Source organism: Collimonas sp. OK412, from assembly GCF_900112135.1.
Taxonomy (GTDB): domain Bacteria; phylum Pseudomonadota; class Gammaproteobacteria; order Burkholderiales; family Burkholderiaceae_D; genus Collimonas; species Collimonas rhizosphaerae.
This window is the reverse complement of record NZ_FOLC01000001.1, coordinates 139,205-165,236: the sequence shown is the minus strand read 5'-3', so window position 1 is coordinate 165,236 and position 26,032 is coordinate 139,205. Positions and strand designations below refer to the sequence as shown.

The 26,032-nt window shown below is 63.3% G+C and carries 18 protein-coding genes; 5 read left to right on the top strand and 13 right to left on the bottom strand.

The features are described 5' to 3' along the window. Window positions 1–62: 62 nt before the first annotated feature. Entirely contained in the window at window positions 63–506 is a 444-nt protein-coding gene (locus tag BM062_RS00690) for an RcnB family protein (protein WP_092392070.1), read from the bottom strand. A gap of 592 nt (window positions 507–1,098) precedes the next feature. Here BM062_RS00690 and BM062_RS00685 point away from each other — a divergent pair. Then, window positions 1,099–9,894, top strand: a complete 8,796-nt coding sequence (locus tag BM062_RS00685) for a glycoside hydrolase family 94 protein (protein WP_092392068.1) — start codon at window positions 1,099–1,101, stop codon at window positions 9,892–9,894. Here the strand turns inward: BM062_RS00685 and BM062_RS00680 are convergent, their stop codons facing one another. The 12 genes from BM062_RS00680 to dctP all read right to left on the bottom strand — a co-directional run bounded on the left by BM062_RS00680 (window position 9,895) and on the right by dctP (window position 21,425). Further along, window positions 9,895–10,938 (bottom strand): hypothetical protein, encoded by a 1,044-nt coding sequence (locus BM062_RS00680; RefSeq protein WP_092392066.1) that lies wholly within the window; start codon window positions 10,936–10,938, stop codon window positions 9,895–9,897. It lies immediately after the preceding gene. A gap of 173 nt (window positions 10,939–11,111) precedes the next feature. Then, entirely contained in the window at window positions 11,112–12,038 is a 927-nt protein-coding gene (locus BM062_RS00675; protein ID WP_092392064.1) for an ACP S-malonyltransferase, read from the bottom strand. 36 nt (window positions 12,039–12,074) lie between these two features. Beyond that, the gene (locus BM062_RS00670; RefSeq protein ID WP_092392063.1) at window positions 12,075–13,211 is read right to left on the bottom strand and encodes an ABC transporter substrate-binding protein; all 1,137 of its coding nucleotides are present in this window, start codon (window positions 13,209–13,211) and stop codon (window positions 12,075–12,077) included. 79 nt (window positions 13,212–13,290) lie between these two features. Further along, window positions 13,291–14,214: a triphosphoribosyl-dephospho-CoA synthase MdcB gene (gene mdcB / locus BM062_RS00665; RefSeq protein WP_092392061.1), complete on the bottom strand. Its 924-nt coding sequence runs from the start codon at window positions 14,212–14,214 to the stop codon at window positions 13,291–13,293. Further along, window positions 14,211–14,876, bottom strand: coding sequence for a malonate decarboxylase holo-[acyl-carrier-protein] synthase (gene mdcG, locus BM062_RS00660; RefSeq protein WP_092392059.1), 666 nt, complete (start codon window positions 14,874–14,876; stop codon window positions 14,211–14,213). Before mdcG ends, mdcB begins: the two co-directional genes overlap by 4 nt. Then, window positions 14,860–15,570, bottom strand: coding sequence for a biotin-independent malonate decarboxylase subunit gamma (mdcE, locus tag BM062_RS00655; RefSeq protein WP_092392692.1), 711 nt, complete (start codon window positions 15,568–15,570; stop codon window positions 14,860–14,862). Before mdcE ends, mdcG begins: the two co-directional genes overlap by 17 nt. Window positions 15,571–15,578: 8 nt before the next feature. Beyond that, window positions 15,579–16,478, bottom strand: coding sequence for a biotin-independent malonate decarboxylase subunit beta (locus BM062_RS00650; protein ID WP_092392057.1), 900 nt, complete (start codon window positions 16,476–16,478; stop codon window positions 15,579–15,581). Continuing rightward, window positions 16,475–16,789 carry a malonate decarboxylase acyl carrier protein gene (gene mdcC / locus BM062_RS00645; protein WP_092392056.1) on the bottom strand — a complete coding sequence of 105 codons (315 nt, stop codon included), beginning with the start codon at window positions 16,787–16,789 and terminating at the stop codon, window positions 16,475–16,477. The genes BM062_RS00650 and mdcC overlap by 4 nt, the downstream gene beginning before the upstream one ends. 28 nt (window positions 16,790–16,817) lie before the next feature. After that, entirely contained in the window at window positions 16,818–18,479 is a 1,662-nt protein-coding gene (gene mdcA / locus BM062_RS00640) for a malonate decarboxylase subunit alpha (protein ID WP_092392054.1), read from the bottom strand. After that, window positions 18,479–19,828 (bottom strand): TRAP transporter large permease, encoded by a 1,350-nt coding sequence (locus BM062_RS00635; RefSeq protein ID WP_092392052.1) that lies wholly within the window; start codon window positions 19,826–19,828, stop codon window positions 18,479–18,481. The genes mdcA and BM062_RS00635 overlap by 1 nt, the downstream gene beginning before the upstream one ends. Beyond that, window positions 19,828–20,409: a TRAP transporter small permease gene (locus tag BM062_RS00630; RefSeq protein ID WP_092392050.1), complete on the bottom strand. Its 582-nt coding sequence runs from the start codon at window positions 20,407–20,409 to the stop codon at window positions 19,828–19,830. The genes BM062_RS00635 and BM062_RS00630 overlap by 1 nt, the downstream gene beginning before the upstream one ends. Continuing rightward, window positions 20,406–21,425, bottom strand: coding sequence for a TRAP transporter substrate-binding protein DctP (gene dctP, locus BM062_RS00625; protein ID WP_092392048.1), 1,020 nt, complete (start codon window positions 21,423–21,425; stop codon window positions 20,406–20,408). Before dctP ends, BM062_RS00630 begins: the two co-directional genes overlap by 4 nt. 196 nt (window positions 21,426–21,621) lie before the next feature. Between dctP and BM062_RS00620 the strand changes: the two genes are divergently transcribed. From BM062_RS00620 to BM062_RS00605, 4 genes are all read left to right on the top strand, one after another. Next, window positions 21,622–22,305 carry a GntR family transcriptional regulator gene (locus tag BM062_RS00620; RefSeq protein WP_092392046.1) on the top strand — a complete coding sequence of 228 codons (684 nt, stop codon included), beginning with the start codon at window positions 21,622–21,624 and terminating at the stop codon, window positions 22,303–22,305. 199 nt (window positions 22,306–22,504) lie between these two features. Further along, a complete protein-coding gene (locus BM062_RS00615) occupies window positions 22,505–23,284 on the top strand; it encodes a sterol desaturase family protein (RefSeq protein WP_254784845.1) in 780 nt (259 codons plus the stop codon). After that, a complete protein-coding gene (locus BM062_RS00610) occupies window positions 23,274–24,149 on the top strand; it encodes a fatty acid desaturase (protein ID WP_254784844.1) in 876 nt (291 codons plus the stop codon). The genes BM062_RS00615 and BM062_RS00610 overlap by 11 nt, the downstream gene beginning before the upstream one ends. Continuing rightward, the gene (locus BM062_RS00605; protein ID WP_092392042.1) at window positions 24,139–26,025 is read left to right on the top strand and encodes a StlD/DarB family beta-ketosynthase; all 1,887 of its coding nucleotides are present in this window, start codon (window positions 24,139–24,141) and stop codon (window positions 26,023–26,025) included. The genes BM062_RS00610 and BM062_RS00605 overlap by 11 nt, the downstream gene beginning before the upstream one ends. Window positions 26,026–26,032 lie beyond the last annotated feature (7 nt).

Below are 26,032 nucleotides of genomic sequence, written 5' to 3'. Positions count from 1 at the left end.
ATCCGTACGGGAGGGCTTTGTCGTTTTGCATCACGGGATGGGGAGCAGCAAACGCAGTCCGGTCAGTTGTTCAGCAGGAGCTGCAAGATGATGCCGGTGGAAATCGCCACCAATACGTAGTCACCGCCGGTCTGCACCCAGTGGTAGCCGCGCGGCGGCGCATTCAGGTGATGGCCGCGCCAGTCATCGACCACATACTGGCGGTTGCGGTATTCGGGCGGCAGTCGCTGGCCCCGGTAGAACTCGTGGTTAGGGCCGGCGCCTCGCTCGCCCTGGCGCTCACCCTGCTGCCGGTCGCCATGCCAGTCGCCGCGCTGATCGCGGTTTTGCTGGCCGCGGCCCCTATCGTCGCGATGATCCTGCTGCCGCCCCTGGCCGTCGCGGCGATCGCCTTGGTCGTTGCGTTGCGGGCGGTCATTGCGGTCGCCGTAATTCTGGGCGGAAGCAAATCCTCCCGTAGCCAGGGATACCGCCATGATGGCGGATGCAATTGCTTTCATTTTCATCTCAGTCTCCATTTACGGGAAGCACCATATTCGTCGCGTGCACTTGGTCGCGGGTCTTGCGGTTATGCAGCCAGGACCTGTCTGGACGATAAGCCGATCCGGCCGGCGAATCTGTGCGCCAGCACACGTAACCGGCAAATAGCTGGCGGCCGGCGCACAATGGCCAAGGCGCTCCCGATTTCCATTATGTGCGGCAGCGCACAGAATTTATCCGCCGCTTCACGTAGCCTGATCCGGTCCCGCAGCCTCATCCGCGGCGGCCAGGCCAGTAGCAGATTGATATTCAAAAATTATCCGGGGAAACTGTTAAGCTGTATTGAGCTTGTATTGAGCTTGTATTGAGCTTGTATTGAGCTTGTATTGAGCTTGTATTGAGCTTGTATCAAGCTTCTATCAAGCTGCATCACGCAGGAGGTCCGCAGGAAATCAGTCCGCGGAGTATCAGTCTGCACCCTTGCTGCCTCAATCTCTACCGTCCCCTGCCGCCTCTCCCAGCAAGGAGGTCCGGCCGGGCCAGAATCAGATCTCTGACCCTTCCACGCCATGCGATCCGGTTCCTTCCTGATTCATTGCATAAATAGAAACGTCAGAATTGAAATCAGATAACGAATCCCTGCGCAAAGCGCTACGCGACAATTTGCTCGACATCAAAAACGCCCTGCTGCCTGGCAGCCTGCGCAATGGTCCGGCGAGCGACGAGTTGCCGCTGCGCGCGGAACTGTTCAGCGCCTTGCAGATGGAACAGCATGGCCGGGTGCTGGCCAACGCCCACAAGCTCAGCAGCGCACGCGGGCGCGACCAGCTGCTGTCGCGCCTGGCCGACAATGAAAATGTCATCATCGATGCCTGCAGCCTGCTGACCGAGGCAATCCGGGCCGGACGCCAGGTGACGCCGGCGGCGGAATGGCTGCTCGACAATTTCTACCTGATCGAAGAACAGATCCGCACCGCCAAGCGCCACCTGCCGAAGAACTACAGCAGGGAATTGCCGCGCCTGCTGCGCGGCAGCTCGGCCGGCCGGCCGCGGGTCTATGACATCGCGCTGGAAACCATTTCCCATGGCGACGGCCGCGTCGATCCCGAAAGCCTGAGCCGCTTTGTCGCCGCCTACCAGCAAGTCACGCCCCTGAAACTGGGCGAACTGTGGGCGATTCCGATCATGCTGCGCCTGGCGCTGATCGAAAACCTGCGCCGCGTCGCCGCCCGCCTGGCGCTCACCAGCTTCAACCGCAACCTGGCCGATTCCTGGGCCGACGCCATGGTGGAAAGCGCCGAAAACGACCCCAGCAACCTGATCTTGCTGGTAGCCGACATGGCGCGCTCCGATCCGCCCATGGATAGTTCATTCGTGGCCGAACTGGTGCGTCGCCTGCAAGGGCAAAGTCCGGCCCTGACGCTGCCCATGACCTGGCTATCGCAGCGCCTGGCGGAATCCGGCCAGGCCATCGAGCAGCTGGTCCAGCTGGAGACGCAGCAGCAGGCTGCCGACCAGGTATCGATCAGCAACAGCATCGGCAGCCTGCGCTTCCTGAGCGCCATGGACTGGCGCGAATTCGTCGAAACCATGAGCGTGGTCGAGCATGCCTTGCGCAAGGATCCGGCCGACGTCTATGCCCGCATGGATTTCTCTACCCGCGACCACTATCGGCACGTGATAGAAAGAATCGCCCGGCACAGCAGCTTGCCGGAATTTGAAATAGCCGAACATGCAATCCGCCTCGCCGGCACGCAAGCGCCGCAAAACGGCGCCGACCAGCGCAGCGCCCATGTCGGCTACTACCTGATCGGCCAGGGCCTGCCGCAGCTGGAACGGGCAGTAGCGTTCAAGCTGCCGAAACTGGAAGCGCTGCGCCGCGCAGGCAAGGCCGCGCCCCTGAGCACCTACCTGGCCAGCATATTGCTGATCACCCTGGCCGTCAGCGCCGGCATCGCCTTCAAGGCCTATGCCGGCGGCGCCAGCCAATGGCTGCTGGCCCTGGTCGCGGTGCTGGCGCTGGTCGCCAGCAGCCAGCTGGCGCAAGCCATGGTCAACTGGCTGGTTACGCTGGTCGCCCTGCCGCACCCGCTGCCGCGCATGGATTTTTCGGATGGCGTTCCGGCCACATCGCGGGCTCTGGTGGCGGTGCCCACGATACTGTCGAACAGGCAGAACATCGACAGCCTGACGGAAGCCCTGGAGGTGCGCTTTCTCGCCAACCGCGATCCCAACCTGCGCTTTTGCCTGCTGACAGATTTCGCCGACGCCGATACAGAAGTCCTGCCCGGGGACGACGTCCTGCTGCAGCATATCGAACACAATATCCAGGAACTGAACAAGAAATACCGCCAGGACCACGGCGACAACTTCCTGCTGCTGCACCGTCCGCGCCGCTGGAACCCGCAGGAAAAAACCTGGATGGGCTACGAACGCAAGCGCGGCAAGCTGGCCGACCTCAATGCTTTCCTGCGCGGCGCCGGCGCCGGCACTTTCTCGCTGATCGTCGGCGATACCGGAGGCCTCCGCAATGTCAGGTACGTGATCACGCTCGACACCGATACCGAACTGCCGCGCGACGCCGCCCGCCAGTTCGTGGCCACCATGGCGCATCCGCTGAACCGCGCGCTGTACGACGCCAGCCGCCAGCGCGTGGTGGAAGGCTACGGCATCCTGCAGCCGCGCATAGCGGTCAGCCTGCCCAGCGCCGGCGCCTCCCGCTATGAACTGCTGTGCGGCGGAGAAACCGGCATCGATCCTTACACCCGCGCCGTGTCCGACGTCTACCAGGACATCTTCGGCGAAGGCTCTTTCGTCGGCAAAGGCATCTACGATGTCGACGCCTTCGAACAGACCTTGAAGGACCGCATGCCGGAAAACCGCGTGCTCAGCCACGACCTGCTGGAAGGCTGCTACGCACGCGCCGGCCTGCTCAGCGACGTCCAGCTGTACGAACAATATCCGTCGCGCTATAGCGCCGACGCCGGCCGCCGCCACCGCTGGATACGCGGCGACTGGCAGATCGCGTCCTGGCTGCTGCCGCGGGTGCCGGGCGCACGCGATGCCGCCAGCGGCAAGATCGGCCATCACCGCAATCCGCTGTCCGCCCTGTCGCGCTGGAAGCTGTTCGACAACCTGCGCCGCAGCATCGTCCCGTTCGCGCTGACGGCCTTGCTGCTGGCCGGCTGGATTGGCCTGCCTTCAGCCTGGTTCTGGACCGGCGCCGCGCTCGGCATCGTGCTGATTCCCTCGCTCTGCGCCAGCATCCTGAGCCTGCTGCGCAAGCCGGACGATGTGCTGCTGCGGCAACACCTTTCGGCATCGCTGCATGCAACCCTGCAGCATTTCGCCCATGCCACGCTGACCCTGGTTTTCCTGCCGTATGAAGCCGCGCTCAACCTCGACGCCATCATCCGCACGCAATGGCGGATCCTGGTCTCGCACCGCAAGCTGCTGGAATGGCAGCCTTCCAGCGAGGCCGGCCGCCTGGCCAGCAACAGCTTGCTGTCCTACTACCGGTCGATGTGGATCGCGCCGGCGATTGCGCTGGCGACAGCAATCTGGCTGCTGGCAAGGAATCCGTCCGCCCTGCAGGCGGCGGGCGCCGTCCTGCTGCTGTGGTGGCTGTCGCCCCTCGTCGCCTGCTGGATCAGCCAGCCGATTGCGCGCCGCGCGGTGCAGCTGTCGGGCGAGCAGACCCGGTTCCTGAAATCGCTGTCGCGCAAGATGTGGCTGTTTTTTGAAACCTATGTCGGCCCCGAGGACAACTGGCTGCCGCTCGACAATGTGCAGGAACACCCGGTCGCCGTGGTGGCGCGCCGCACTTCTCCCACCAACATCGGCTTGTCGCTGCTGGCCAACCTGAGCGCCTATGATTTCGGCTACATCCCTTCGGGCCAGCTGCTGGAACGCACTCAAAACACTTTCCAGACCCTGGCTTCGCTGGAACGTTACCAGGGCCATTTCTATAATTGGTACGACACCCAATACCTGAAGCCGCTGCAGCCGATTTACGTCTCGACCGTCGACAGCGGCAACCTTGCCGGCCATCTGATGACCCTGCGGCCAGGCTTGAACGGGCTGCTCGATGCGCCGATATTCAACCCCAAGATATTCTCGGGCATCCGCGACACCTATGAAATCCTGCGCGCCACCGCCGGCGGCGGACCACTGGTCAAACTGGTCCAATTCGAGAAAGACTTGCAGGACGCCTGCGAATCGGCGCCAGCCACCTTGACCGTGGCGCACGATTGCCTGCAGGGCCTTAGCCATTGCGCCGCCGGCTTTGTGGCCGGCCTCGACACCGTTCCCGACACCCAGCTCAATGTCTGGGCACGAGCGCTGGCCAGCCAGTGCCGCGAAGCCCTGAACGAACTGGTTATCCTGGCGCCGTGGATATCCTCGCTGGCGCCGGCGACATGGATCACCGCATTTCCGCAGCTCGACCGGATTCCGACCCTGCGCCAGCTGGCGCGGATCCATGCCGACCTGGCGCCGCTGCTGGAACCGGCCGTTGCCGGCGACGACGATCCGCGCCAGGACCAGGTCCCGCCCCCCCTCGGCCAGCTGGTGGCGGAGGGCAGCCGGCACGCCGCCGAACGCACGCTGCTGATCGAGCAGCTGGTGACCCAGGCCGGCGAGTTCGCCCGCATGGAATACGGTTTCCTGTACGATCCCGCCACCCATCTGCTGGCCATCGGCTATAACGTCAGCGAGCGCCGGCGCGACGTCAGCTTCTACGACTTGCTGGCATCCGAAGCAAGGCTCGCCACCTTCGTCGGCATCGCCCAGGGCCAGCTGCCGCAGGAAAGCTGGTTCGCGCTGGGACGCCAGCTCACCATCGCCGGCGGCGACCCGATCCTGCTGTCGTGGAGCGGATCGATGTTCGAATACCTGATGCCCTTGCTGGTCATGCCGAATTTTGAAAACACCCTGCTCGGCCAGACTTACCAGTCGGCGGTAAGGCGGCAAATCGAATACGGCATGCAGCGCGGCGTGCCATGGGGCATTTCGGAATCGGGCTACCATACTTTCGACGCCAGCCTCAACTACCAGTACCGCGCATTCGGCGTGCCGGGCCTGGGTTTCAAACGCGGGCTCGGCGACGACCTGGTGATCGCTCCCTACGCATCGATGATGGCGCTGATGGTGGCGCCGGAAGAAGCATGCCGCAACCTGCAGCAGCTGTCGGCCGAAGGTTTCGAGGGCGAATACGGCTTCTTCGAAGCGATCGACTACACGCCGTCGCGCCTGCCGCGCGGACAAGCCAGCGTGGTCATCCGCTCTTTCATGGCGCATCACCAGGGCATGGGTTTCCTGTCGCTGGCTTACCTGCTGCTGGACCGGCCCATGCAAAAACGCTTCGAATCGGACCCGCTGTTCCAGGCCACCATGTCGCTGCTGCACGAGCGCGTGCCGAAAGCCAGCGCAACCTATTCCAACACCACCGAACTGGCCGACATCCGCACCGCCGCGGCTGACCAGGGCATGCAGATGCGGGTGTTGCAACGTCCAGATCCGCGTACGCCGGAAGTACAGCTGCTGTCGAACGGCCGTTATCATGTGATGATCACCAGCGCCGGCGGCAGCCGCAGCCGCTGGAACGATCTCGCCGTGACTCGCTGGCAGGAAGACAGCACGCGCGACAACTGGGGCGCCTTCTGCTATGTGCGCGAACTGAACGGCGGCGAACCCGGCTATTTCTGGTCGACCGCTTTCCAGCCGACGCTGGCGCAGCCGGACAGCTACGAAGTGATCTTCTCCGAAGGCCGCGCCGAATTCCGCCGGCGCGACAACAGTTTCGACATGCACACCGAAATCGTGGTGTCGCAGGAAGACGATATCGAATTGCGCCGGACCCGCATCGTCAACCGCTCGCGCTCGCGCCGCACCATCGATATCACCAGCTACGCCGAAGTGGTGCTGGCGCCGGCCGCCGCCGACGCCACCCATCCGGCCTTCAGCAACCTGTTCGTTCAGACTGAAATCGTGGCGGCCCAGCGCGCTATCCTGTGCACGCGCCGGCCGCGTTCCATGCATGAAAAGATGCCGTGGATGTTCCACTTGATGGCGCTGCACGGCGCCGACATCGACGCCGTATCTTACGAAACCGACCGCATGCAGTTCATCGGCCGCGGCAATACCGTGGCTGCGCCGCAAGCGATGCGCCGGCAAGGCCCGCTGGCTGGCAACGCCGGCCCGGTGCTTGATCCGATTGTCGCCATCCGTTACCAGATCACGCTGGAAGCGGAACAGACAGCCACCATCGACATGGTGACCGGCATCGGCGATTCGCGCGACATCTGCCTCGGCCTGATCGAAAAATACCAGGATCGCCACCTGGCGGACCGGGTCGTCGAATTGTCCTGGCCGCACAGCCAGGTCGTGCTGCGCCAGCTCAACGCCAGCGAAGCCGATGCCCAGCTTTACAGCCGGCTGGCGAATTCGGTGATCTATGTCAATCCGCTGCTGCGCGCCGACGCCAGCATCCTGATCCGCAACCATCGCGGACAGTCCGGCTTGTGGGGCTACGCCATTTCCGGCGACTTGCCCATCGTGCTGGTGCGCCTCAAGAGCCAGGACAACATCGAACTGGTGCGGCAGCTGGTGCAGGCCCATGCTTACTGGCGTTCGAAAGGACTGGCGGTCGACCTGGTGATCTGGAACGAAGACCACGCCGGTTACCGGCAATTGCTGCAAGAGCAGATATTGGGGCTGATTTCATCGGTTACCGGCGCCCATGAAATCGATCGCCCGGGTGGCATTTTTGTGCGCCTGGTCGACCAGATCTCGGATGAAGACCGGGTCTTGTTCCAGTCGGTGGCGCGGGTCATCCTGAGCGACAGCCGCGGCACGCTGGCCGAGCAGATCAACCGCCGCGACCTGATGGAAATCCGGCTGCCGCGCCTGATACCGGCGCTGAAACAAACGCTGCCCGCAATGCCGCCGGAAATCCGGCTGCCGCGGCGCGAACTGGACCTGGCGAACGGCATCGGCGGCTTCACGGCTGACGGCCGCGAGTATGTCATCACCACTTCCAGCACCCGGCTGACGCCGGCGCCCTGGGTCAACATCATCGCCAACCCGGAATTCGGCAGCGTGATTTCGGAAAGCGGACAAGCTTACAGCTGGGGCGAAAACGCCCATGAATTCCGGCTCACGCCGTGGGCCAACGATCCAGTCAGCGATGGCGGCGGCGAAGTGTTCTACCTGCGCGACGAAGAAAGCGGACATTACTGGTCCCCCACGCCGCTGCCCCGCCGCGGCAGCGGCGACTACGTGACCCGGCACGGTTTCGGCTACAGCGTGTTCGAACATATCGAGGACGGTATTGTTTCCGAACTGACCGTCTATGTCGCGGTCGATGCCTCGGTCAAGTATTCGGTACTGCGGGTACGCAACGAGTCCGACGCCATGCGCAAGCTTTCCGCCACCGGCTACGTCGAATGGGTGCTGGGCGACCTGCGCCCTAAATCGTCCATGCACATCGTCACTGAAACCGATCCGGCCACCGGCGCCTTGTTTGCACGCAATCCCTACAATACCGAATTCACCGAGCGCGCCGCGTTCTTCGATGTCGACGCCAGCAACCGCAGCGTCAGCGGCGACCGCAATGAATTCATAGGCCGCAACGGATCGCTGCAAAAACCCGCGGCAATGGAACGGCTGCGCCTGTCCGGCAAGGTCGGCGCCGGTTTCGATCCATGCGCCGCAATCCAGGTGCAGTTCGAACTGAACCAGGGCCAGCAGCGCGAAATCGTCTTCATCCTTGGCATGGCCGATACCCGCCAGACCAATGCCAGCAGCCTGGTGCAACGCTATCGCGGCGGCGCTGCGGCGCATGAAGCGCTGCAGGCGGTACATGCATTCTGGGAACATACGCTGGGAGCAGTCCAGGTAAAAACGCCGGACCGCGAGCTGAACCTGCTCGCCAACGGCTGGCTGATGTACCAGGTCATCGCTTGCCGCCTGTGGGCGCGCAGCGGTTACTACCAGTCCGGCGGCGCCTTCGGCTTCCGCGACCAGCTGCAGGACGCCATGGCGCTGGTGCACTGCCAGCCACAGCTGCTGCGCGCCCATCTGCTGCTGTGCGCCGCCCACCAGTTCATCGAAGGCGACGTCCAGCACTGGTGGCACCCGCCCAGCGACCGCGGCGTGCGCACCCATTGCTCCGACGACTTCCTGTGGCTGCCGCTGGCAGTCCATCGTTACGTCAGCAGCACCGGCGACCGCAGCGTGCTGGACGAGAGCGTACATTTCCTGGAAGGCCGCGCGGTCAATCCGGAGGAGGATTCCTACTACGACCTGCCAGGCCATTCGAGCCAGGTCGCAACCTTGTACCAGCATTGCGTGCGCGCCATCGAGAGGGGCTTGAGATTCGGCGTGCATGGCTTGTCGCTGATGGGATCATGCGACTGGAACGACGGCATGGACAAGGTCGGCGACAAAGGCAAAGGCGAAAGCGTCTGGCTCAGCTTTTTCCTGTACGACGTGCTGGCCGGTTTTGCCGAGGTCGCGCTCGGCCAGCAGGATCAGGCATTCGCCGACCGTTGCCATGCCGAAGCCGGCCGGCTGCAGGAAAACATCGCCAAGAACGGCTGGGACGGCGGCTGGTATCGGCGCGCTTATTTCGACGACGGCACGCCGCTGGGCTCCGCCCAGAATGTCGAATGCCAGATCGATTCGATTTCGCAAAGCTGGGCGGTACTGTCCGGCGCCGGCGATCCGCAACGGGTGCAGGCCGCGATGCAGGCAGTCGACCAGCGCCTGGTACGGCGCAAAGACGGCATCATCCAGCTGCTGGATCCGCCGTTCGACAAATCCGACCAGGACCCGGGTTATATCCGCGGCTATGTTCCCGGCGTGCGCGAGAATGGCGGGCAGTATACGCACGCCGCCATCTGGACCGTGATGGCGTTCGCCAAGCTGGGCGACCGGCAGCGCGCGTGGGAACTGATGCGCATGATCAATCCGCTCAACCACGGCAAGACTGCTGAAAAGATCGCCATCTACAAGGTCGAGCCCTATGTGGTGGCGGCCGACGTCTACGCCGGAGCGCCGCACGTCGGCCGCGGCGGCTGGACCTGGTACACCGGGTCGGCCGGGTGGATGTACCGCCTGATCGTGGAATCGCTGCTGGGCTTGAGGCTGGAAGGCGGCAAGCTGCACGTCGCCCCATGCCTGCCGCACGACTGGGATACCTATAGCATGGATTATCGATACCGAGACACCATGTACAGGATAGTGGTAACGCAGACCGCTGCCGAGGACGCCGTCGCGCATTTCAAGGTAGACGGCGTGGCGCAGGAAGATAGCGCGATTGCTTTGGCAGATGACCAGCGCGAGCATGCGGTGGAGATCCTGATGCGCTCACTGCCTGGAACGAGCACAGCGCCCCAGGCAGGACATGCGTGATCAGCGGCCCAGCTTGTCGCGCAAGGCTGCCTTTCCTTGCGGCGTCAGGTACGGGCCGAGTTGTGCATAAGGGACCAGGAAGTCTTGCTCGCAACCGGTGCCGTAAGCCTCTTCCCAGAATTGCACGCCGTCGTTCTTGAGCGACACGCGATAATCTCCTTCGCCTTTGTAGCCGTCCCGGCATTCCTTCTCCAGCTTCAGGCCCTTGAACAGGACTTTTTTCAGTTTGTCCGGCAAGGGATTGGCATTGCGGTCGCCCGGCGCTTTGGCGATGAACCACTGCCACAGGTTGACCTCCTCGCCGCTCTGCAGGTCCCAGGTACGGTAGTCGAGCGTGATGCCGTTGCGGCCGTATCCCGCGGCCCAGCGGTAAAAATTGATGGTGATCCAGCGCGCTGACCAGAACACCGGTTCAGTCCGCGTTTCATCTTCTGCCGCCAGGCCCATGTCGCCGAGAAACCGGCGGCGCGTGGCAAAATAATCGGCGATGTCTTCGGGCTTGCCGGGCAGCTCGGCGCGCAGCGTCCGGTTGAGGCCGGCCAGCCGGTCGCCTGGCTCCAGCAATTCAAGCGTGACGACATCTGCAATCCGCAGGCTGCGGTATTTCTTGCCCTCGAATTCCTGCACCTTGCCAACCTGCAGCGCCGGGAAAACTTCCAGCTCCAGGTTATAGGCGTCGCTGCCGCAAGCATTTCCCTCGCCGTTCCAGCTGACACGCGTCAACGCCAGCGCTTGCGGCTTGCCGCCTTTCGGATTGCGCCAGCTGCCCAGCAATTTATCGCCTGCGGGTGGCTCCAGCGTCCATGCGCCGGTGCCGTCGCCTTCTTTCCAGCCTGCCTGCCCTGCTTCCATTTTCAGCTGGATCGGTTTCTTGTAGCGCGCGTAATAATAGCTGCCGCTCGCTTCGCCGCCGTCAGCCTTGTTGAAGCAGGCGGCAATCTCTGCATTGCCCAGCTTGCCGCGCCACACGCCGGCAAGCGCAGGGTCCGCAGCGGCATGCGCCAGGAACGGCAGGTAGAACAGGACGATCAGCAGTCGGCGCATTAAAATCCTTCAGGTCGATGTGGTAGCGGTGCGCTAATTTAGCATGAACAATCGGTTCATCGGCTATCGCCGCCGCGCCCCTGGTCGAGCTGGCCCAGGCCGGCTAGCTGGCTTACGAGAGAAGCATCTTGCGGCTGATGCCGGAAGCCGAGAAAATCTGACGGCAACCCGCGTCACAAGCGCTGCAGCCAGCCGGCTACGCCGCGCAGCGAGCGGAACTCGCTTATCGAGCGGCAGGCAATCTGCGGATGCCTGGCTTGCAGCATGCGCGATAGCGCAGCCCCCGGCCCCAGCTCCAGCGCCGCCGTGATGCCCTGTTCGGCGCAGGCGTCCATGCAATCGCTCCAGCGTATGGTCTGCGCCAGCTGCCGGGAGAGCACGCTAACCGCCTGTTCTTTTTTCACCACCGCCTGCCCGCTTAATCCCGACAACACCGGCACTTGCGGGTCGGTGGGAAACCGCTGGCGCAGCTGCTGCAAAAACGGCTCGACCGCGCCGTCCATCAAAGGGGTATGGGAAGCCACCGTCACCGGCAGCAGGCGGATTTTTCCACCCAGGCGTTCAATCTCGCTTGCCGCAAGATCCATGTCACGGGCCAGGCCGCCGACGATGCAGCTGTCGGCGTCTGTTTCAATCGCGAGATATAAATTCCTTGGCGCCAGCATGGCGTTCAGCGTGCGGACAGCCAGCCCGCTCACCGCGCACAAGACTTGCGGCGCTGCTGCCTGCAGGCAGGCATCCATCAGCTGCGCGCGCGATGCCGCCAGCCGGATCGCCTGCGGCGCCGAAATCGCGCCGGCGACATGATACGCCGTGAGCTCGCCTATGCTGTATCCGGCCACCAGCGCCGGCGCCGGCAGCAAGGGTAGCAACGCCGACCAGGCCGCGGCCGTCGCCGCCACGATCAGGGGCTGCGCCAGCCGGTTTGAAAACAACAGCGCGTCGTCAGCCAGCACCTGCTCCAGCGGCATTCCCGGCGCAGCTTCCGGCAGCCATTGCTGCAGCGCCGCTGCAGTGGCCGGATCGGTGCGCGGCAAGTCGAACATGCCGGCATGCTGCCCGCCCTGGCCTGGACACAGGATCGCCAGGCGCAGGCTCATGTCCGGCCCGCACCCGGCTTGACTTGCCGAACTTGCCTAGCGCAGTACGTAACCATCCTTGCCGATCACCGTCAGTTCAATGAAGCTGAGGCCGTCGCGGCTGCCAGGGCCGTATTTAAGCAACATGCCGCCGAGGTCGTAGCCGCCCATGCTTTCCAGACTGCTCACCAGGCTTTCGCGGGTCGGCTTGTTGCCGGCGCGGCGCAGTCCTTCCACCAGTACCTTGGCGGAAATGAATCCTTCCAGCGTCGGATAGGAATCGGACAATTCGCTGCGGGTCTTGAGCGCGGTCATGAATTCCTTGGAAATCTGCGTGCTCGAACTTCTCGGATTCGGAAACACCTGGGTCATGCCGAGGCCGCGCGCATCCTTGCCCAAGCCTTGCAGGAACACTTGCGAACTGACATTCGACAGCGCAATCAACTGCTGCTGGCCGCCGGCCAGGCGATATTCCTTGATGAAAGCGGCGCATGGCTTGGCGGTGCAAATCAGCAGCACGGCTTGCGGCTTGGCGTCGAAAATCTTTTTCACCGCGCCTTCCACCGCCACCGTATTGCGTTCGTAATTGGCGATCACCGGTTCCGGCAGCTTGTATTTCTTGATCGCCTGCTTCAAGCCTTCCAAGGCGTCGTTGCCGAACGAATCGTTGGATACCAGCACCGCGTAACGTTGCAAGCCCATGCCCGACAATTGTTCGATGGCCGTCCCTACTTCATCGCGATATTTAGAGCGTACATTGAACAGGTAGCGCTGCATAGGCTCATGCAGCGAGGTGGCGCCGCTGACCGGCGCGATCAAAGGCACTTTGGCGTCGTTGATGGCGCCCAGGATCGATTCGGTAGTGGGCGTGCCGCGATACAGGAACAGGGCAAAGGCATTCTTTTCATTGAGCAGCTTGCGGGTGTTTTCAACCGTGCGCTTCGGCTCGAAACCATCGTCCAGCGATTCCAGCACGATCTTGCGGCCGAACACACCGCCTTGCTTGTTGACGATATCGAAATACAGCTGCGCGCCCGCGGTCGCCTGCTTGACTTCTTCGGCGGCGGTGCCGGTAAAGCCGGCCGACTGGCCGATGACGATGGTATTCGAGGTGACGCCCGGTTCTGCGTTAGCGCTACCAATACCAAACAAGCCAAACAGGCTGATGCTGACAGCCAAAGACAACTTCTTCATTTGTACTCCAGAAATGATGACGGATTAATTGATGTGCGTATAAAGGCAATAGCAGCAGGGCCGATCGGCTATCTCGCCATCACCGCAAGTAGCTAAGTCCATGCAGAAAATAAGTCGCCGCCAATAAATCGGCTGCGCCACCAGGCGACAGCTTATCCTGAATAAATACCTTATGGCAACTAATTGCGCGTTCGCGCCAGTCGTCTGTTGCACAGCCGCCTGCATCCAGGAACTGGCGGGCGCTGCTTTTGACCTTGGCGGCGCCGGCCAGGCCGCCCCGATGATAGAGGTTGGTGTCGCTGATGCCCGCCATCAGCGTAAATAAGGTGTCAACGGCAGCGGCGTCGTAGCCGCGCGCGGCGCCCAGCGTTTGCAGGAAGCGCGGCAAGGCGATCTCGAACAGCGACGGGAATCCCAGCGCGGCTTCTTCGCTGGCGCCGCTTACCGCGTATTGTTGGGCCACCTGGCGGCCGTGCGAAACGCCGGTCCGCTCATGCATGTGGCGGCCCAGGGCGTCGCCCCACTGTATCAGCAGCGTGGCGCGGACCGCAGCCGCCGACAACGGCATGCGCCGGCCATGGCAATAGCCGGCGGCGGCGCACAGCAGGCCGAGGCAAAAGATCGCGCCGCGGTGGGTATTGACGCCGCCGGTGGCGCGCAACATGGCTTGTTCGGCCTCCAGGCCCAATTGCTTGAGCGCCGCGAACTCCTTGCCGGCCATGCCGGCTTGGGTAATCCGGATGAAATAGTGGCGCAGCGCGAACAGGCTGCGCATGAAGGTAGCGGCGTCCATGTCGTCGTGGCTGCCGCTGTCCAGCAGCGACACCAGGCCCGGCTTGGGATACAGCTGCAATTCGCGGTACAGGCTGCGCAAGGCCAGCCGCCCGGCCGCCAGGCAAAACATGCGCTGCTGGCGTGCGCCTTGCTCCTGCGCGCCATCCTGGCGGCGCAACTGCGGCGATGCAGGCAGGCGCGTCTCGGCGGTGCGGCTGCTCAGCATCATGCATTTTCCAGCGTCGACACCAGGTCAGCCATCGGCGCCAGCCTGACCGCGCTGCGCGTCTTGACCAGCACCTGCTGTCCGTTGCCGGCCTGCAGCGCCTGCCAGCATTCTTTCCAGGCGACTGCCTGGCCGTCCGCAAAAACCACTTCGCCGTCCAGCGGCAAGCGCGCCGCGTACTGCGCCAGCAAGGCGATGCCGCGCCTGAATTCTTCCGTGCTGCCCGGCGTAAACAGCAGGTCGATGTCGGAAGTCCGGGTCAGGTAATTCTGCTGGGTCAGTATCTGCCAGGCCCACGAACCATAGATGCGCATCGCGATGCCGCTGTGCAGGCAATCGCCGGCAAAAGCATGCAGCGCCCGGCTCCAGGCTGGCGGCGCATGCGGCAAGGCGGCCCGCAATGCCAGCGGATCGGTAATCCGCCCGACATCGCCAAACTGCGCCTGGAACGGGATCCTGCCCTTGTCGCCATTGGCGTCGGGCGGCAGCGCCAGGCCCAGGCACAATTGATCTTCCGGGGTATCCGGCTGGCGGCGGCGCAGGACGGCCGGCCAGTCGCGCGACTGCCAGCGCGCCAGCACGGCCCGATAATCCGCCGGCGCCGCCTGCGCTGCGCGCTGCCAGCCGTCGGCGCTCAGCCAGACCAGGCTATGGCGGGCCGGCATGATCGATCACTGCCTGCGTTACGGTCCAGGCCAGGCTGCGGCCGCCGCGCTGCAGGCCGGCTGCGCTGCGTCGGTCTTGCGGGCTTGATTGGTGCAACGCTTGTACCAGCTGCTGCGCCAGGTCGGCCTGCCAGATGGCTTCGACGCCGCCCATCTGCAGGTAATTGACGGCTCCCGGCGCAAATACCGGATTGCTCTTGGCCAGCTCCGTCAGCCTCGCCTCCGGCACCTTGGTAATGCGCGCCATCGCCGCCAGCCCCATGACGCGGATGGTTGCTTCCGGCAAGGCATAGCAGCCGTCAGCCATCAGGCCGCTGGTGATGAAACCGCCGGACAAGGCCTGGTCGTATACCAGGCCGACTATCTTGTGCCGGCGGCGCCGCGCCAGGTCGATGCACTTGGCCAGATGCGCCATGTAGCTGTTGATGCCGAGCATTTCATCGCGATGCCGCAGGCGCTGGCCCTGGGTATCGATCAGGATGACGATGGAACGCTGCGGATGCTGGCGCACCGTGGCCAGGATCGCCTGCGCCTGCAGCAGCGCGATTTCGACGCCGATCGCCGCGTGGCCAGTGGTGCCGATCACCGTCACGGCGTCGCCGTCAAGCTGCGCCGTGCCAGTCAGAAAATCATCTTGTTCGACCACCGTATGGCCGTCCGGGAACAAGGTCGCTGCCAGGGTTTTCCAGTCCATGCTCATCCTCACGCTCCCAGCCGCAGCTTGGCGGTGGCGGCGACAAATGCGTCGGCTTCCAGCATCGGCAGCCCGGCAGCGTCGGCGACGCCGATCCGGGTCCAGATATCGAGCGGGTCGGTCGCGTCGCCAAAACTGTCGATTCGGTCTTGCAGCAGCTGCTGCTCTGCCTCCAGCGCCGCCAGCGTCAAGCCGATGCCGCCGGCGTCGGCATGGCACTCCTGCGCCAAGCCGAAGGCAGCCTGGCGGAACGCGGCGCCGTCGTCGGCCACCAGCACCTGGCAATCGCCCAGCAGGTAGCGATGCTTGCCGCCGGTGGTGCGCCATACCAGCGCCCGGTCGCGCGAATCGAATTCTTCGACACCGTTGGCGGTTTCAATCACTTCCGGCCCCGACATCGCCAGCCGGCCTTCTTCCGACATCGCGATCGCATTGGCGCAGCGGGCGACGATGCCCATGCCGCCGAAACAGCCGTTGGAGCCGCCGACCAGCACGATCACGGGAATGCCGGCGGCGCGCACCTCAAGCAAGGCGCGCATCACTTCCGATACCGCGATCAGGCCGGCATTGGCTTCATGCAAGCGCACGCCGCCGCTTTCCAGCAACAGCACCACCGCAAACGGCCGCTCGCGCACCGCGCGCAGCAGCAGGCCGGTGAGCTTGGCGCCGTGCACCTCGCCCACCGCGCCGCCCATGAAACCGCCCTCTTGCGCGGCCACGAATACGGTTTCGCCGAACAGCCGTCCCTGGCCGATCGCCACGCCGTCGTCAAACGATACCGGCGCATCCAGCTGCGCCAGGTGCGGGCTGACAATCTTCAGCGCCGGCGGCAGGAATTCGTAAAAGCTGCCGGCGTCCAGCACCGCGGCCAGGCGTTCGCGGGCATTCGCTTCCAGGTAACTGTTCATGGCGCGCTCCCGGTCATGGCTTGCAATGCCTGGTCCAGGCGCAGGCTGACTACCGCCGGCGTGGCGCCCATGTCGTTGATGGCGATATGGGCGTCGGCCAGCTGCCAGCGCTGCTGGAAATCGCCCAGCACGGCTTCCCAGATGGCGCCGAAACCGCGCGCGGCAGTCTTGATTTCAATCGTGCAGGCGCCGTTCAGCGCCGCCGTTTCGACCAGTACTTCCAGGTTGCCCGAGCTGACCACGCCGGACAGCTGGGCCAGCGGCGGCAAACGGCGCTGGCCATGTTCAAAACGAAAATTCAAGGTTTCCATCAACTGCTCCTTGCCCTTCTAACCGCTGCTACCAGTTTCTGAAGCGTTTCGGCGGATCGTACAAACCGCCTGAAGCCCGCACCAGGTCTTTCATGCTTTTCGCCGCCAGCAGGTCGCGCGTGGCCAGCCGCTTGTCGATGCCGAGATCCTCGGGCCGCTGGATGATGCCGCGGTCGCGCAGGTTCTCCACCATGCGCTTGTCGCGCCCCAAGCCGACCGGCGTGTAGCCGGCGACGCCGCGCACCGCCTGCTCGCGTTCCTCGTCGGTACGGCACAGCAGCAGGTTGGCCAGCCCTTCTTCGGTCAGGATATGGCTGACGTCTTCGCCGTAGATCATCACCGGCGGAATCGCCATGTCGGCCTGTTCCGCCAGTTCCCAGGCGTCCAGGCGTTCGACGAAGGCCGGCTGCATGTGCTCGCGGAACGTTTCAACGATCTGCACCACCAGCTTTTGCCCGCGCGGGATCAGGTTCTTGCCGTCGCGCGCCTGGCGCCCGGCTTTCAGCCAGGCCGGGCTGGCGTGGCGCCGTCCGCGCGCATCGGCGCCCATGTTGGGCGCGCCGCCGAAACCGGCGATGCGGCCGGCGGTCGCGGTCGATGAATTGCCCTGCAAATCGATCTGCAGGGTGGAGCCGATGAACATGTCGCAGGCATAGTGGCCAGCCACCTGGCTGAAGGCGCGGTTGCTGCGCATGGAGCCGTCGCCGCCGACGAAAAACACATCCGGGCGGGCCCGGATGTAGTCTTCCATGCCGAGTTCGGAGCCGAAGGAATGGATCGATTCGACAAAACCTGCTTCGATCGCCGGGATCAGCGCCGGATGCGGATTGAGCGCCCAGTGCCGGCAGATCTTGCCTTTCAGGCCCAGCGAAGCGGCGTAGGTCGGCAGGATCAGTTCGATGGCCGCGGTGTCGAAGCCGATGCCGTGGTTCAGGCGCTGCACTTCATATTCTGCGTAGATGCCCTTGATCGCCATCATCGCCATCAAGACCTGGATTTCGGAAATCTGCGCCGGGTCGCGGGTAAACAGCGGTTCGATGTAGTGCGGCGTCGGCGCCTGCACCACAAAACCTACCCAGTCGGCCGGGATGTCGACGCGCGGCAGCGTATCGACTATCTCGTTGACCTGGGCGATCACGATGCCGCCGCTGAAAGCGGTAGCTTCGACAATCGCCGGCGTGTCTTCGGTATTCGGCCCGGTGTAGAGGTTGCCGTGGCGGTCCGCCGCCTGCGCCGCCACCAGCGCCACCCGCGGCGTGAGGTCGACAAAGTAGCGGCCGAACAATTCCAGGTAAGTATGGATGGCGCCGATATTGAGCTTGCCGGCCGCCACCAGCCGCGCCAGGCGCACCGACTGCGGTCCGGAAAATGAAAAATCCAGGCGCTCGGCGACGCCGCTTTCAAATACGTCCAGGTGCTCGGGCAAGGCCAGCACCGACAGCAGCATGTGCAAGCCGCTGACACGGGCAGGATCGAGCCTGGCCAGCGCCTTGGCCAGGAAATCGGCCTGCTTCTGGTTGTTGCCTTCCAGGCAAACGCGGTCGCCGGATTCCAGCACGCTGTACAGCAGGTCGGCAATCCGTCCCGCGTCCACCACCTTGCCTTTGCAGGCGCTGCCAAGGATGCCGGCGGCGCGCTGCAGGCGCTGTTCGCGATTGGTGTTCCGCAAGTCCCAGCGCCGGCTTTCCATTATCGGGCTCCCATCAGCAAATCAGGCAAGCCGGTGACGATGCCTGGAAACAGGCACAGCAGGATGATCGCCAGGAACATCAGCAGCAGGAACGGCAGCGTGCCCTTGATCACATCCGATAGCGGAATGTCGGGCGCGATGTTCTTGATGACAAACAGGTTCAAGCCTACCGGCGGATGGATCAGCCCCATTTCCATCACCACCGTCATCACCACGCCGAACCAGATCAGGTCGAAGCCTGCTTCGCGCAGCGGCGGCAAGATGATGGGCGCGGTCATCAGGATGATGGATACCGGCGGCAGGAAGAAGCCAAGCACGATCACCATCAGCAGGATCACCGCCAGCAGCAGCCATTTCGACAGATGCAGCGCGACTACCCATTGCGCCGCCGACTGGCTGATGTGGAGGTAGCTCATGACGTACGAATACAGCAAGGACATGCCGATGATCAGCAGCAGCATGCAGGATTCCTTGATGGTCGAATTCAGGAACGGCATCAGGTCGCGCGGGCGCCACATGCGGTATACCACCGCGATCAGCACGATCGCCAGCAAGGCGCCCAGGCCGGCGGTTTCGGACGGCGTGGCGAAGCCGCCGTACAAGGCAATCATGACGCCGATCAGCAAGATCAGGAACGGCAGCACGCGCGGCAGCATCTCGACCTTCTGGGCGAAAGTGAAATGCTCGTCGTCCAGGTAGGCCGACTTGGCGCCGCCTTCGCTATAGATCTGGTGCGCAAGGCGATACTCCTTGCGCGCCCGGTACACGGCATAACCCGCAAACAGGATCACCAGCAATACGCCGGGACCGACGCCGGCCAGGAACAGCCGGCCCAGTGATTGTTCCGACGCCACTGCGTACAAGATCATGGTGATGGAAGGCGGCAGCAGGATGCCCAGCGTGCCGCCGGCGGCGATGATGCCGGCCGCGAAGCCGGGCGAATACCCGCGGCGGCGCATTTCCGGGATGCCGGCGGAACCGATCGCCGAGCAGGTCGCAGGCGAAGAACCGGCCATCGCCGCGAACAAGGCGCAGGCAAACACGTTGGCGATGCCGAGGCCGCCCGGCACCTTGCTCAGCCAGGCATGGATCGCCGAATACAGGTCGCGCCCGGCGGGCGATTTTCCGATCGCAGCCCCTTTCAGGATGAACAGCGGAATCGACAGCAAGGTGACCGAGGCGATTTCCTCATAGACGTTTTGCGTGACCGTATCGAGCGACGACGCGGGCATGAAGAAATACATGAAACTGGTCGCGACCACACCGAGCGCAAACGCTATCGGCATGCCGGAACACATCACGACAATCGTGACGATGCCATACAAGGCACCTAAGGCAAGCGGACTCATTACTCTCCCGTGACAGTGTTAACGGATGTGGGGCGGTCGGTCAGGCGCGCCAGCACTTGCACCAGCAGCTGCAAGGTGAGCGCCGTCATGCCAAGCGCCATCAGCGAATAGGGAATCCACAATGGCGGCGCAAAAGTGGACGAGGTAGTCTGGCCTTCCGACCAGGCTTCATGGAACAGCGCCCACGATTTCCAGGAGAAGAAAGCACAGAACAGGAAAGAGACCAGGTCGACCAGCAGCAGGCGCACCGCATTGACGCCGGCCGGCAGTATCGAGGACAAGGCTTCGATGCCGATATGGCCGCGGTACGACTGGGCATAACCCGCGCACAGGAAGATCACGCCGACCAGCATGAACACCGTGGCGTCGTCCTGCCAGTCGGTGGGGACATGGAAGAAATAGCGCGCCACCACCGAATACGTCATGATCAGCGAGGTCAGCGTCAGCGCCGCCATGGAAAGATACAGGGCGAGTTTATGGAAGCGTTCCAGGACCCCGGCCAAGACCGCCACCACCGGATTGTCCGGGATGGCAGGCAAGGCGGGTCCGGCATTCGGCTTCGTATCGAAGCCGTGGCTCATAGGAGTTTCTCAGCCAGTTTCAGCAGCTTGGCGCAATTGTCGTTCCTGGCGGCGTAGTCCTTCCACGCCGTGTTGCGCGCAATGTCTTGCCACTTCTTGACCGTGGCCGCATTCAAGTCGACTACCTTGGCGCCAGCCCGCTGGTATACCGCGGCGACGCCGGAATCGTCGAGCCGCGCCGCGCTGGTGGCGAACTGTTCCATCTCGGCGCCGACCGCCATCACCGCCGCCTGCTGTTCCTTGGTCAGGCGATCGAAAGTCGCCTTGGAAATCATCAACGGCTCCAGCATGTACCAATAGGCTTTGTCGCGGCCGCTGGTCAGGCTCTTGGAGACTTCTTCCAGGCGGAAGGAAATCAGCGAAGTCGACGACGTCATCGCAGCATCCATGGCGCCGGTCTGCATTGCCGCATAGATTTCATTGGAAGGCAGGGTCACCACGGCGGCGCCGGCTTCTTTCAGGATCAGGTCCATCTCGCGCGAACCGCCGCGCACCTTCAGGCCCTTGGCGTCGGCAGGATCGACGATCGGCTTGCCGCGCGATGCGACGCCGCCGGCTTGCCAGATCCAGCTGACGATGATGACGCCCTTTTCCAGCAGGATGCGCGACAGTTCCTTGCCGACTTCCGAATTCTTCCAGGCCGCGCCTTGTTCATACGAAGTCACCAGGCCAGGCATCAAGCCGATATTCACTTCCGGCACTTCGCCGCCGGCGTAGTTGAGCGGCACCAGGGAAAAATCCAGGGCGCCTTTGCGCAATGCAGAGAATTGGGAATTGGTCTTCATCAACGAAGAACCGGGATAGATTTCAAATTTCAGGCTGCCGTTGGTGCGCTTGCCGACTTCAGCGGCGAACATGCGGGTCAGGCGGTCGCGGAAGTCGCCTTCGCTGATGGTGCCGCCGGGGAACTGGTGGGAAATTTTCAAGGCGCCCGATTGCGCCCAGACTGACGACATCGACCAGAACGGTGTGCTCGCGAGCGCGCCCAGCACCGTCCTCCTGCTGATTAAAGACATATCCCCTCCCTCTGTTGGAAAAACCATCGATACAGTTTTAGCTACTTTTCATGCGGTTATTGCTGAAGATAGATGCTATGTATTCTTTTTTCATTTCCTTGTATACACAGTATTCCATAAAACATTTTTATGTCAACGAATAAATACGCCTTACAATCAAATCTCGGATACATATATTCCCAGAAACGGCCCAATTATGCTCACGACAAAAAATCGCTCGGAATCGCTGCGCGAAACCATCGAAGAGATGATCGCGGTTGGCGAGTTTCGTCCAGGCCAGCATCTTGATGAAACCGACCTGGCAATCAAGTTCGGCGTGTCCCGCACGCCGGTGCGAGAGGCATTGATCCAGCTGGCCTCGATGGGCATCGTGGTGACGCGGCCGCGGCGCGGCACGGTGGTCGCCGAAATCGGCCCGCGCCAGCTGGTGGAAATGTTTGAAGTGATGGCGGAACTGGAGGCGATGTGCGGACGCCTGGCGGCGCGCCGCATGTCCGGCGACGAACAGGCCAGCCTGCTGGCGGCGCACCAGGCATGCATGGAAGCGCGCGACGCCCAGGATCCCGACACCTATTTCTACATGAACGAAGCGTTCCACGGCGCCATCTACGAAGGCAGCCATAACGCCTTCCTGGCAGCCCAGGCGCAATCGCTGCAGCGCCGGCTGCGGCCTTACCGGCGGCTGCAACTGCGGGTGCGCGACCGCTTGAAAGTGTCCTACCAGGAGCACGACGGCGTGGTGCAAGCCATCATCGCCGGCGACAGCGAGCTGGCGGCCGACCTGCTGCGCCAGCACGTCACGGTCCAGGGCCAGCGCTTTGTCGACCTGATCGCATCGCTGCAGCAACTGGAAGCCAGGCCCGAGCCGGTCGACATGTAAGACCAGGCCGGTTGCGCCGCTTTTGGACTGATTCCGGCCTTGCCCGGTCAGCGGGCCGACCGTGATATTTATTGTTCCCGCACCCTCTGCGTATCGTTAGCAACATGCTATCATCGCAAAATTCAGGGTTGCGTCGAGACAACATGCGTTCGCGACAATCATCAAAAGAACCGGCTCCTAAAGCCTGCTATCCATTCTCATGCGCGACTTCATCCTGACCTGTCAGTGGTACACCATCATGGGCGTCGGCATCGTATTTTTTGCCTGCCTGTATTTTGTTTTCGGCGGCCTCAACTGGCTGCTCAGCCGCCGCATCCTGCCCGCCTTCGGTTATGGCCGGGTGCTCGATCCGCGGCCGCTGGCGCCGCAGCAGCTGCGGCGCGAACTGGGCGAATCCGCCGTCACCATATTCTTGTTCGGCACCGGCATGGTGTTCCCCTGGGGCTTGCTGCAGCTCGGCTGGGCCCGGCTGGCCGTGCAAGCGCCGGGCTGGCAGATCGCGCTGGAAATCCTGTTCATGGTGGTGTGGAATGAAGTGCATTTTTACCTCAGCCACAGGCTGCTGCATGTGTCGTGGCTGAAGCGTTTCCACCTGCCGCATCACCGTTCCGTCGTCACCACGCCATGGACTTGCTACAGCTTCACGCCGCTGGAAGCCATGATGCTGGGCAATGTACTGCTGCTGCCCATGCTGCTGCACGATTTCAGCATCTATTCGCTGGCCTTCGTGCCGGTGTTCAGCATCGTGTTCAACAACATCGGCCATTCCAACTACGATTACCTGCCTGACGCCGACCGCGACCGCTGGTGGCTCAACGGCGCCCGCCGCCATCATTTGCACCACGCCTGCTACCGCGGCAATTACGGCTTCATGTTCCCGTTCATGGACCGGCTGTTTGCCACCGAACTGGCGCCCGATGCGGCGGAAACCAGGATTGCCCGCGGCGCGAAACCGGACGAGAAGCAGAATGCTGCGTAACCGCCGCGACTGGCAAAGCCTGGCGTATCTGATTGCCCTGCCGCTGCTGGCCGCCTATCTTTGGCGCCATCCGGAACTGTCGCTGCTGAACGCGCTGCTATACGGCTTGCTGCTGTTCCTGACCTTGGGCACAGGCGTGATCCACCACAACCACGCCCATTTGCGCATCTGGAACGGGCGCCAACTCAACCGCCTCACCGATTTCTGGATCACGCTGCTGCAAGGGCACCCCACTTTCGTATTCTATCCGGCGCACAACGGCAACCATCACCGCTACCGCCACGGCCCGCTGGATGTAGCGCGCACCTATCGTTTCGGCGGCGACACCAACCATCTGCTCGGTTACCTGCTGCACCCGGTGCAGGCGGCACTTGTCCTGTATCCCCTGATATGGCGCTGGCTGCTGCGCATGCGCCGTCGCCACGCCGGCGTATCCCGCTATTTCCTGCGCCAATACCTCGCGGTGGCCTTGCTGTGGATGCTGCTGGCCTGGCTCGACTGGCACAAATTCCTGCTGCTGGTGCTGCTGCCGCAGCTGCATGGCTTGCATTGGCTGCTGGCCACCAATTACCTGCAGCATGCCCATACGGACGGCCATTCCCCGACCGACTTCGCCCGCAATTTCGAGGGCCCGGTCAATCCGCTGCTGTTCAATATCGGCCTGCATACGGCGCACCATCGCCATCCGCGTGCGCACTGGACGCAATTGCCCGCCCTGCACCAGCGCTACCGCCACCTGGTGCATCCGCAACTGAATGCAGGACCGTTACTGCCTTACATGTTCCGTACTTTCATTTTGAGTCTGCTGTGGCCGCACCGTGCCAGCCGCAGCCTTATGCAGCCAGGGAAGAAGAATGCCAACTGAGTTCAATCGCGTGTATCTCGCCGCCGCAGGATTCCACCTGCCGGGCGCGCCCGTCGGCAACGACGACATGGATCGCTATATCGCTCCGATCAACCGCATCTCGGGCCGCATCAAGCAGCGCATCCTGGCCGAGAACGGCATACGGACGCGGCACTACGCCATCGACGCCGATGGCAATACGGAGCAGAGCCACGCCCAGCTGGCGGCCGGCGCCATCCGCGACTGCCTGCGGCAGACCGACACCGCGCTGGACCAGGTTTCCTTGCTGAGCGTGGGATCATCCGGCGGCGATGCCCTGATGCCAGGATTTGCCAACATGATCCAGGGCGAACTGGGAGCGCCGCCCATGCAAACCCTGTCCAGCCAGGGCGTGTGCGCGGCCGGCGTCAGCGCCATAGAATTCGCCGCGCAGGCGATAGAACTCGGCACGCACCAGCGGGCGCTGGCGGTGGCCGCCGAAATGCCGTCGCGCATGTTCAAGCGCAGCCGCTTTGCGCCGCGCGGCTACCAGAGCGATTTCGACGCCCATTTCTTGCGCTGGATGCTGTCCGACGGCGCCGGCGCGATGCTGTTCAGCCGCCAGCCGCAGCCGCGCAACGGCTTGCGCATCAAGCTCAAGTGGGTGCACCAGAAAAGCTTTTCCGGCGATTATCCGGTCTGCATGCAGCTCGGCCTGACGGAAGACCGCAGCAAATCGTTCCTGGACTTTGCCTCTTCCGGCGAAGCTGAAGCCGCCGGCGCATTGTCGCTGCGCCAGGACATCCGCCTGCTGCCGCACCTGTTCGATGTCTGCATCCATGAGTACGTCAAGCTGGTGGAAGCAGGATGGATCAAGTCTGAAGAGGTCGACCATTTCCTGTGTCACTACTCTTCCGCCAAATTCATGCCGGTGGTTGAAGAGCTGCTGGCCAAGGCAGGACTCACCATCCCGCCTGAACGCTGGTACAGCAACCTGGCTACCCGCGGCAATACCGGCGCGGCGTCGATTTTCATCATGCTGGCGGAATTCCTGCAGGAAAAGACCCTGCGCGCCGGCGAAAAGATTTTCTGCTTCATACCGGAATCGGGCCGCATCACGGCCGCCTACATGCTGTTCGAGGTGGAAGATGCGAACGCGCCTGAATCCGCGCAGCCTGCCGCGGCGGCGGGCGGCAATGCCGGCGCCAGCGTCGCCATGCCGGCGATCGCCGCCCCGCATCAGCCCGAGGCCGCGCCGCTGCCGTTGCAGCCTCTGCTGACGCGCCTGGCCAGCCTGTGGCAAGACTACCGTTCGCAAGCCTGGCGCACCCCCGTGATCCATCGCCTGGTCAGCGGCCGTTTCGACGTCGCCGCCTACCGCAACTGGACCGCGCAGTGGACCCCGCAAGTGAAGGAAGGCAGTTTGTGGATGCGCGAAGCCGTGGCCTCGCTCAACGGCGAATTTGCCGCGCTCGGCCAGTTGATCACCACCCATGCCGGCGAAGAGCAGAACGATTTCCAGATCCTGTACCAGGACTACCAGGCCGCCGGCGGCGAACTGCCGCTCGCAGCGCTCAAGCGCAATCCCGGCGGCGAAGCGCTCAACAGCTACCTGCACGCGTTGGCCTCTACCTCCAACCCGGTCGGGCTGCTGGGCGCCATCTACATTATCGAAGGCACCGGACAACGGATCGTGCCGGCGCTGCTGCCCTTGCTGCGCCAGCAGGTCGCGTTGCCGCCGCAGGCATTCCGTTTCCTGGAATACCACGGCGCCAACGACGAACACCACCTGGCGCGCTGGCTGACCGCGGTGGAGATCACCCTGGCCCTGGATCCGCAGGCGGCCGAGGCCATCTACGCCACCGCCAAGCGTACCGCACAGCTATACCTGATGCAGCTGGAACACATACAAGATTAATTACCGG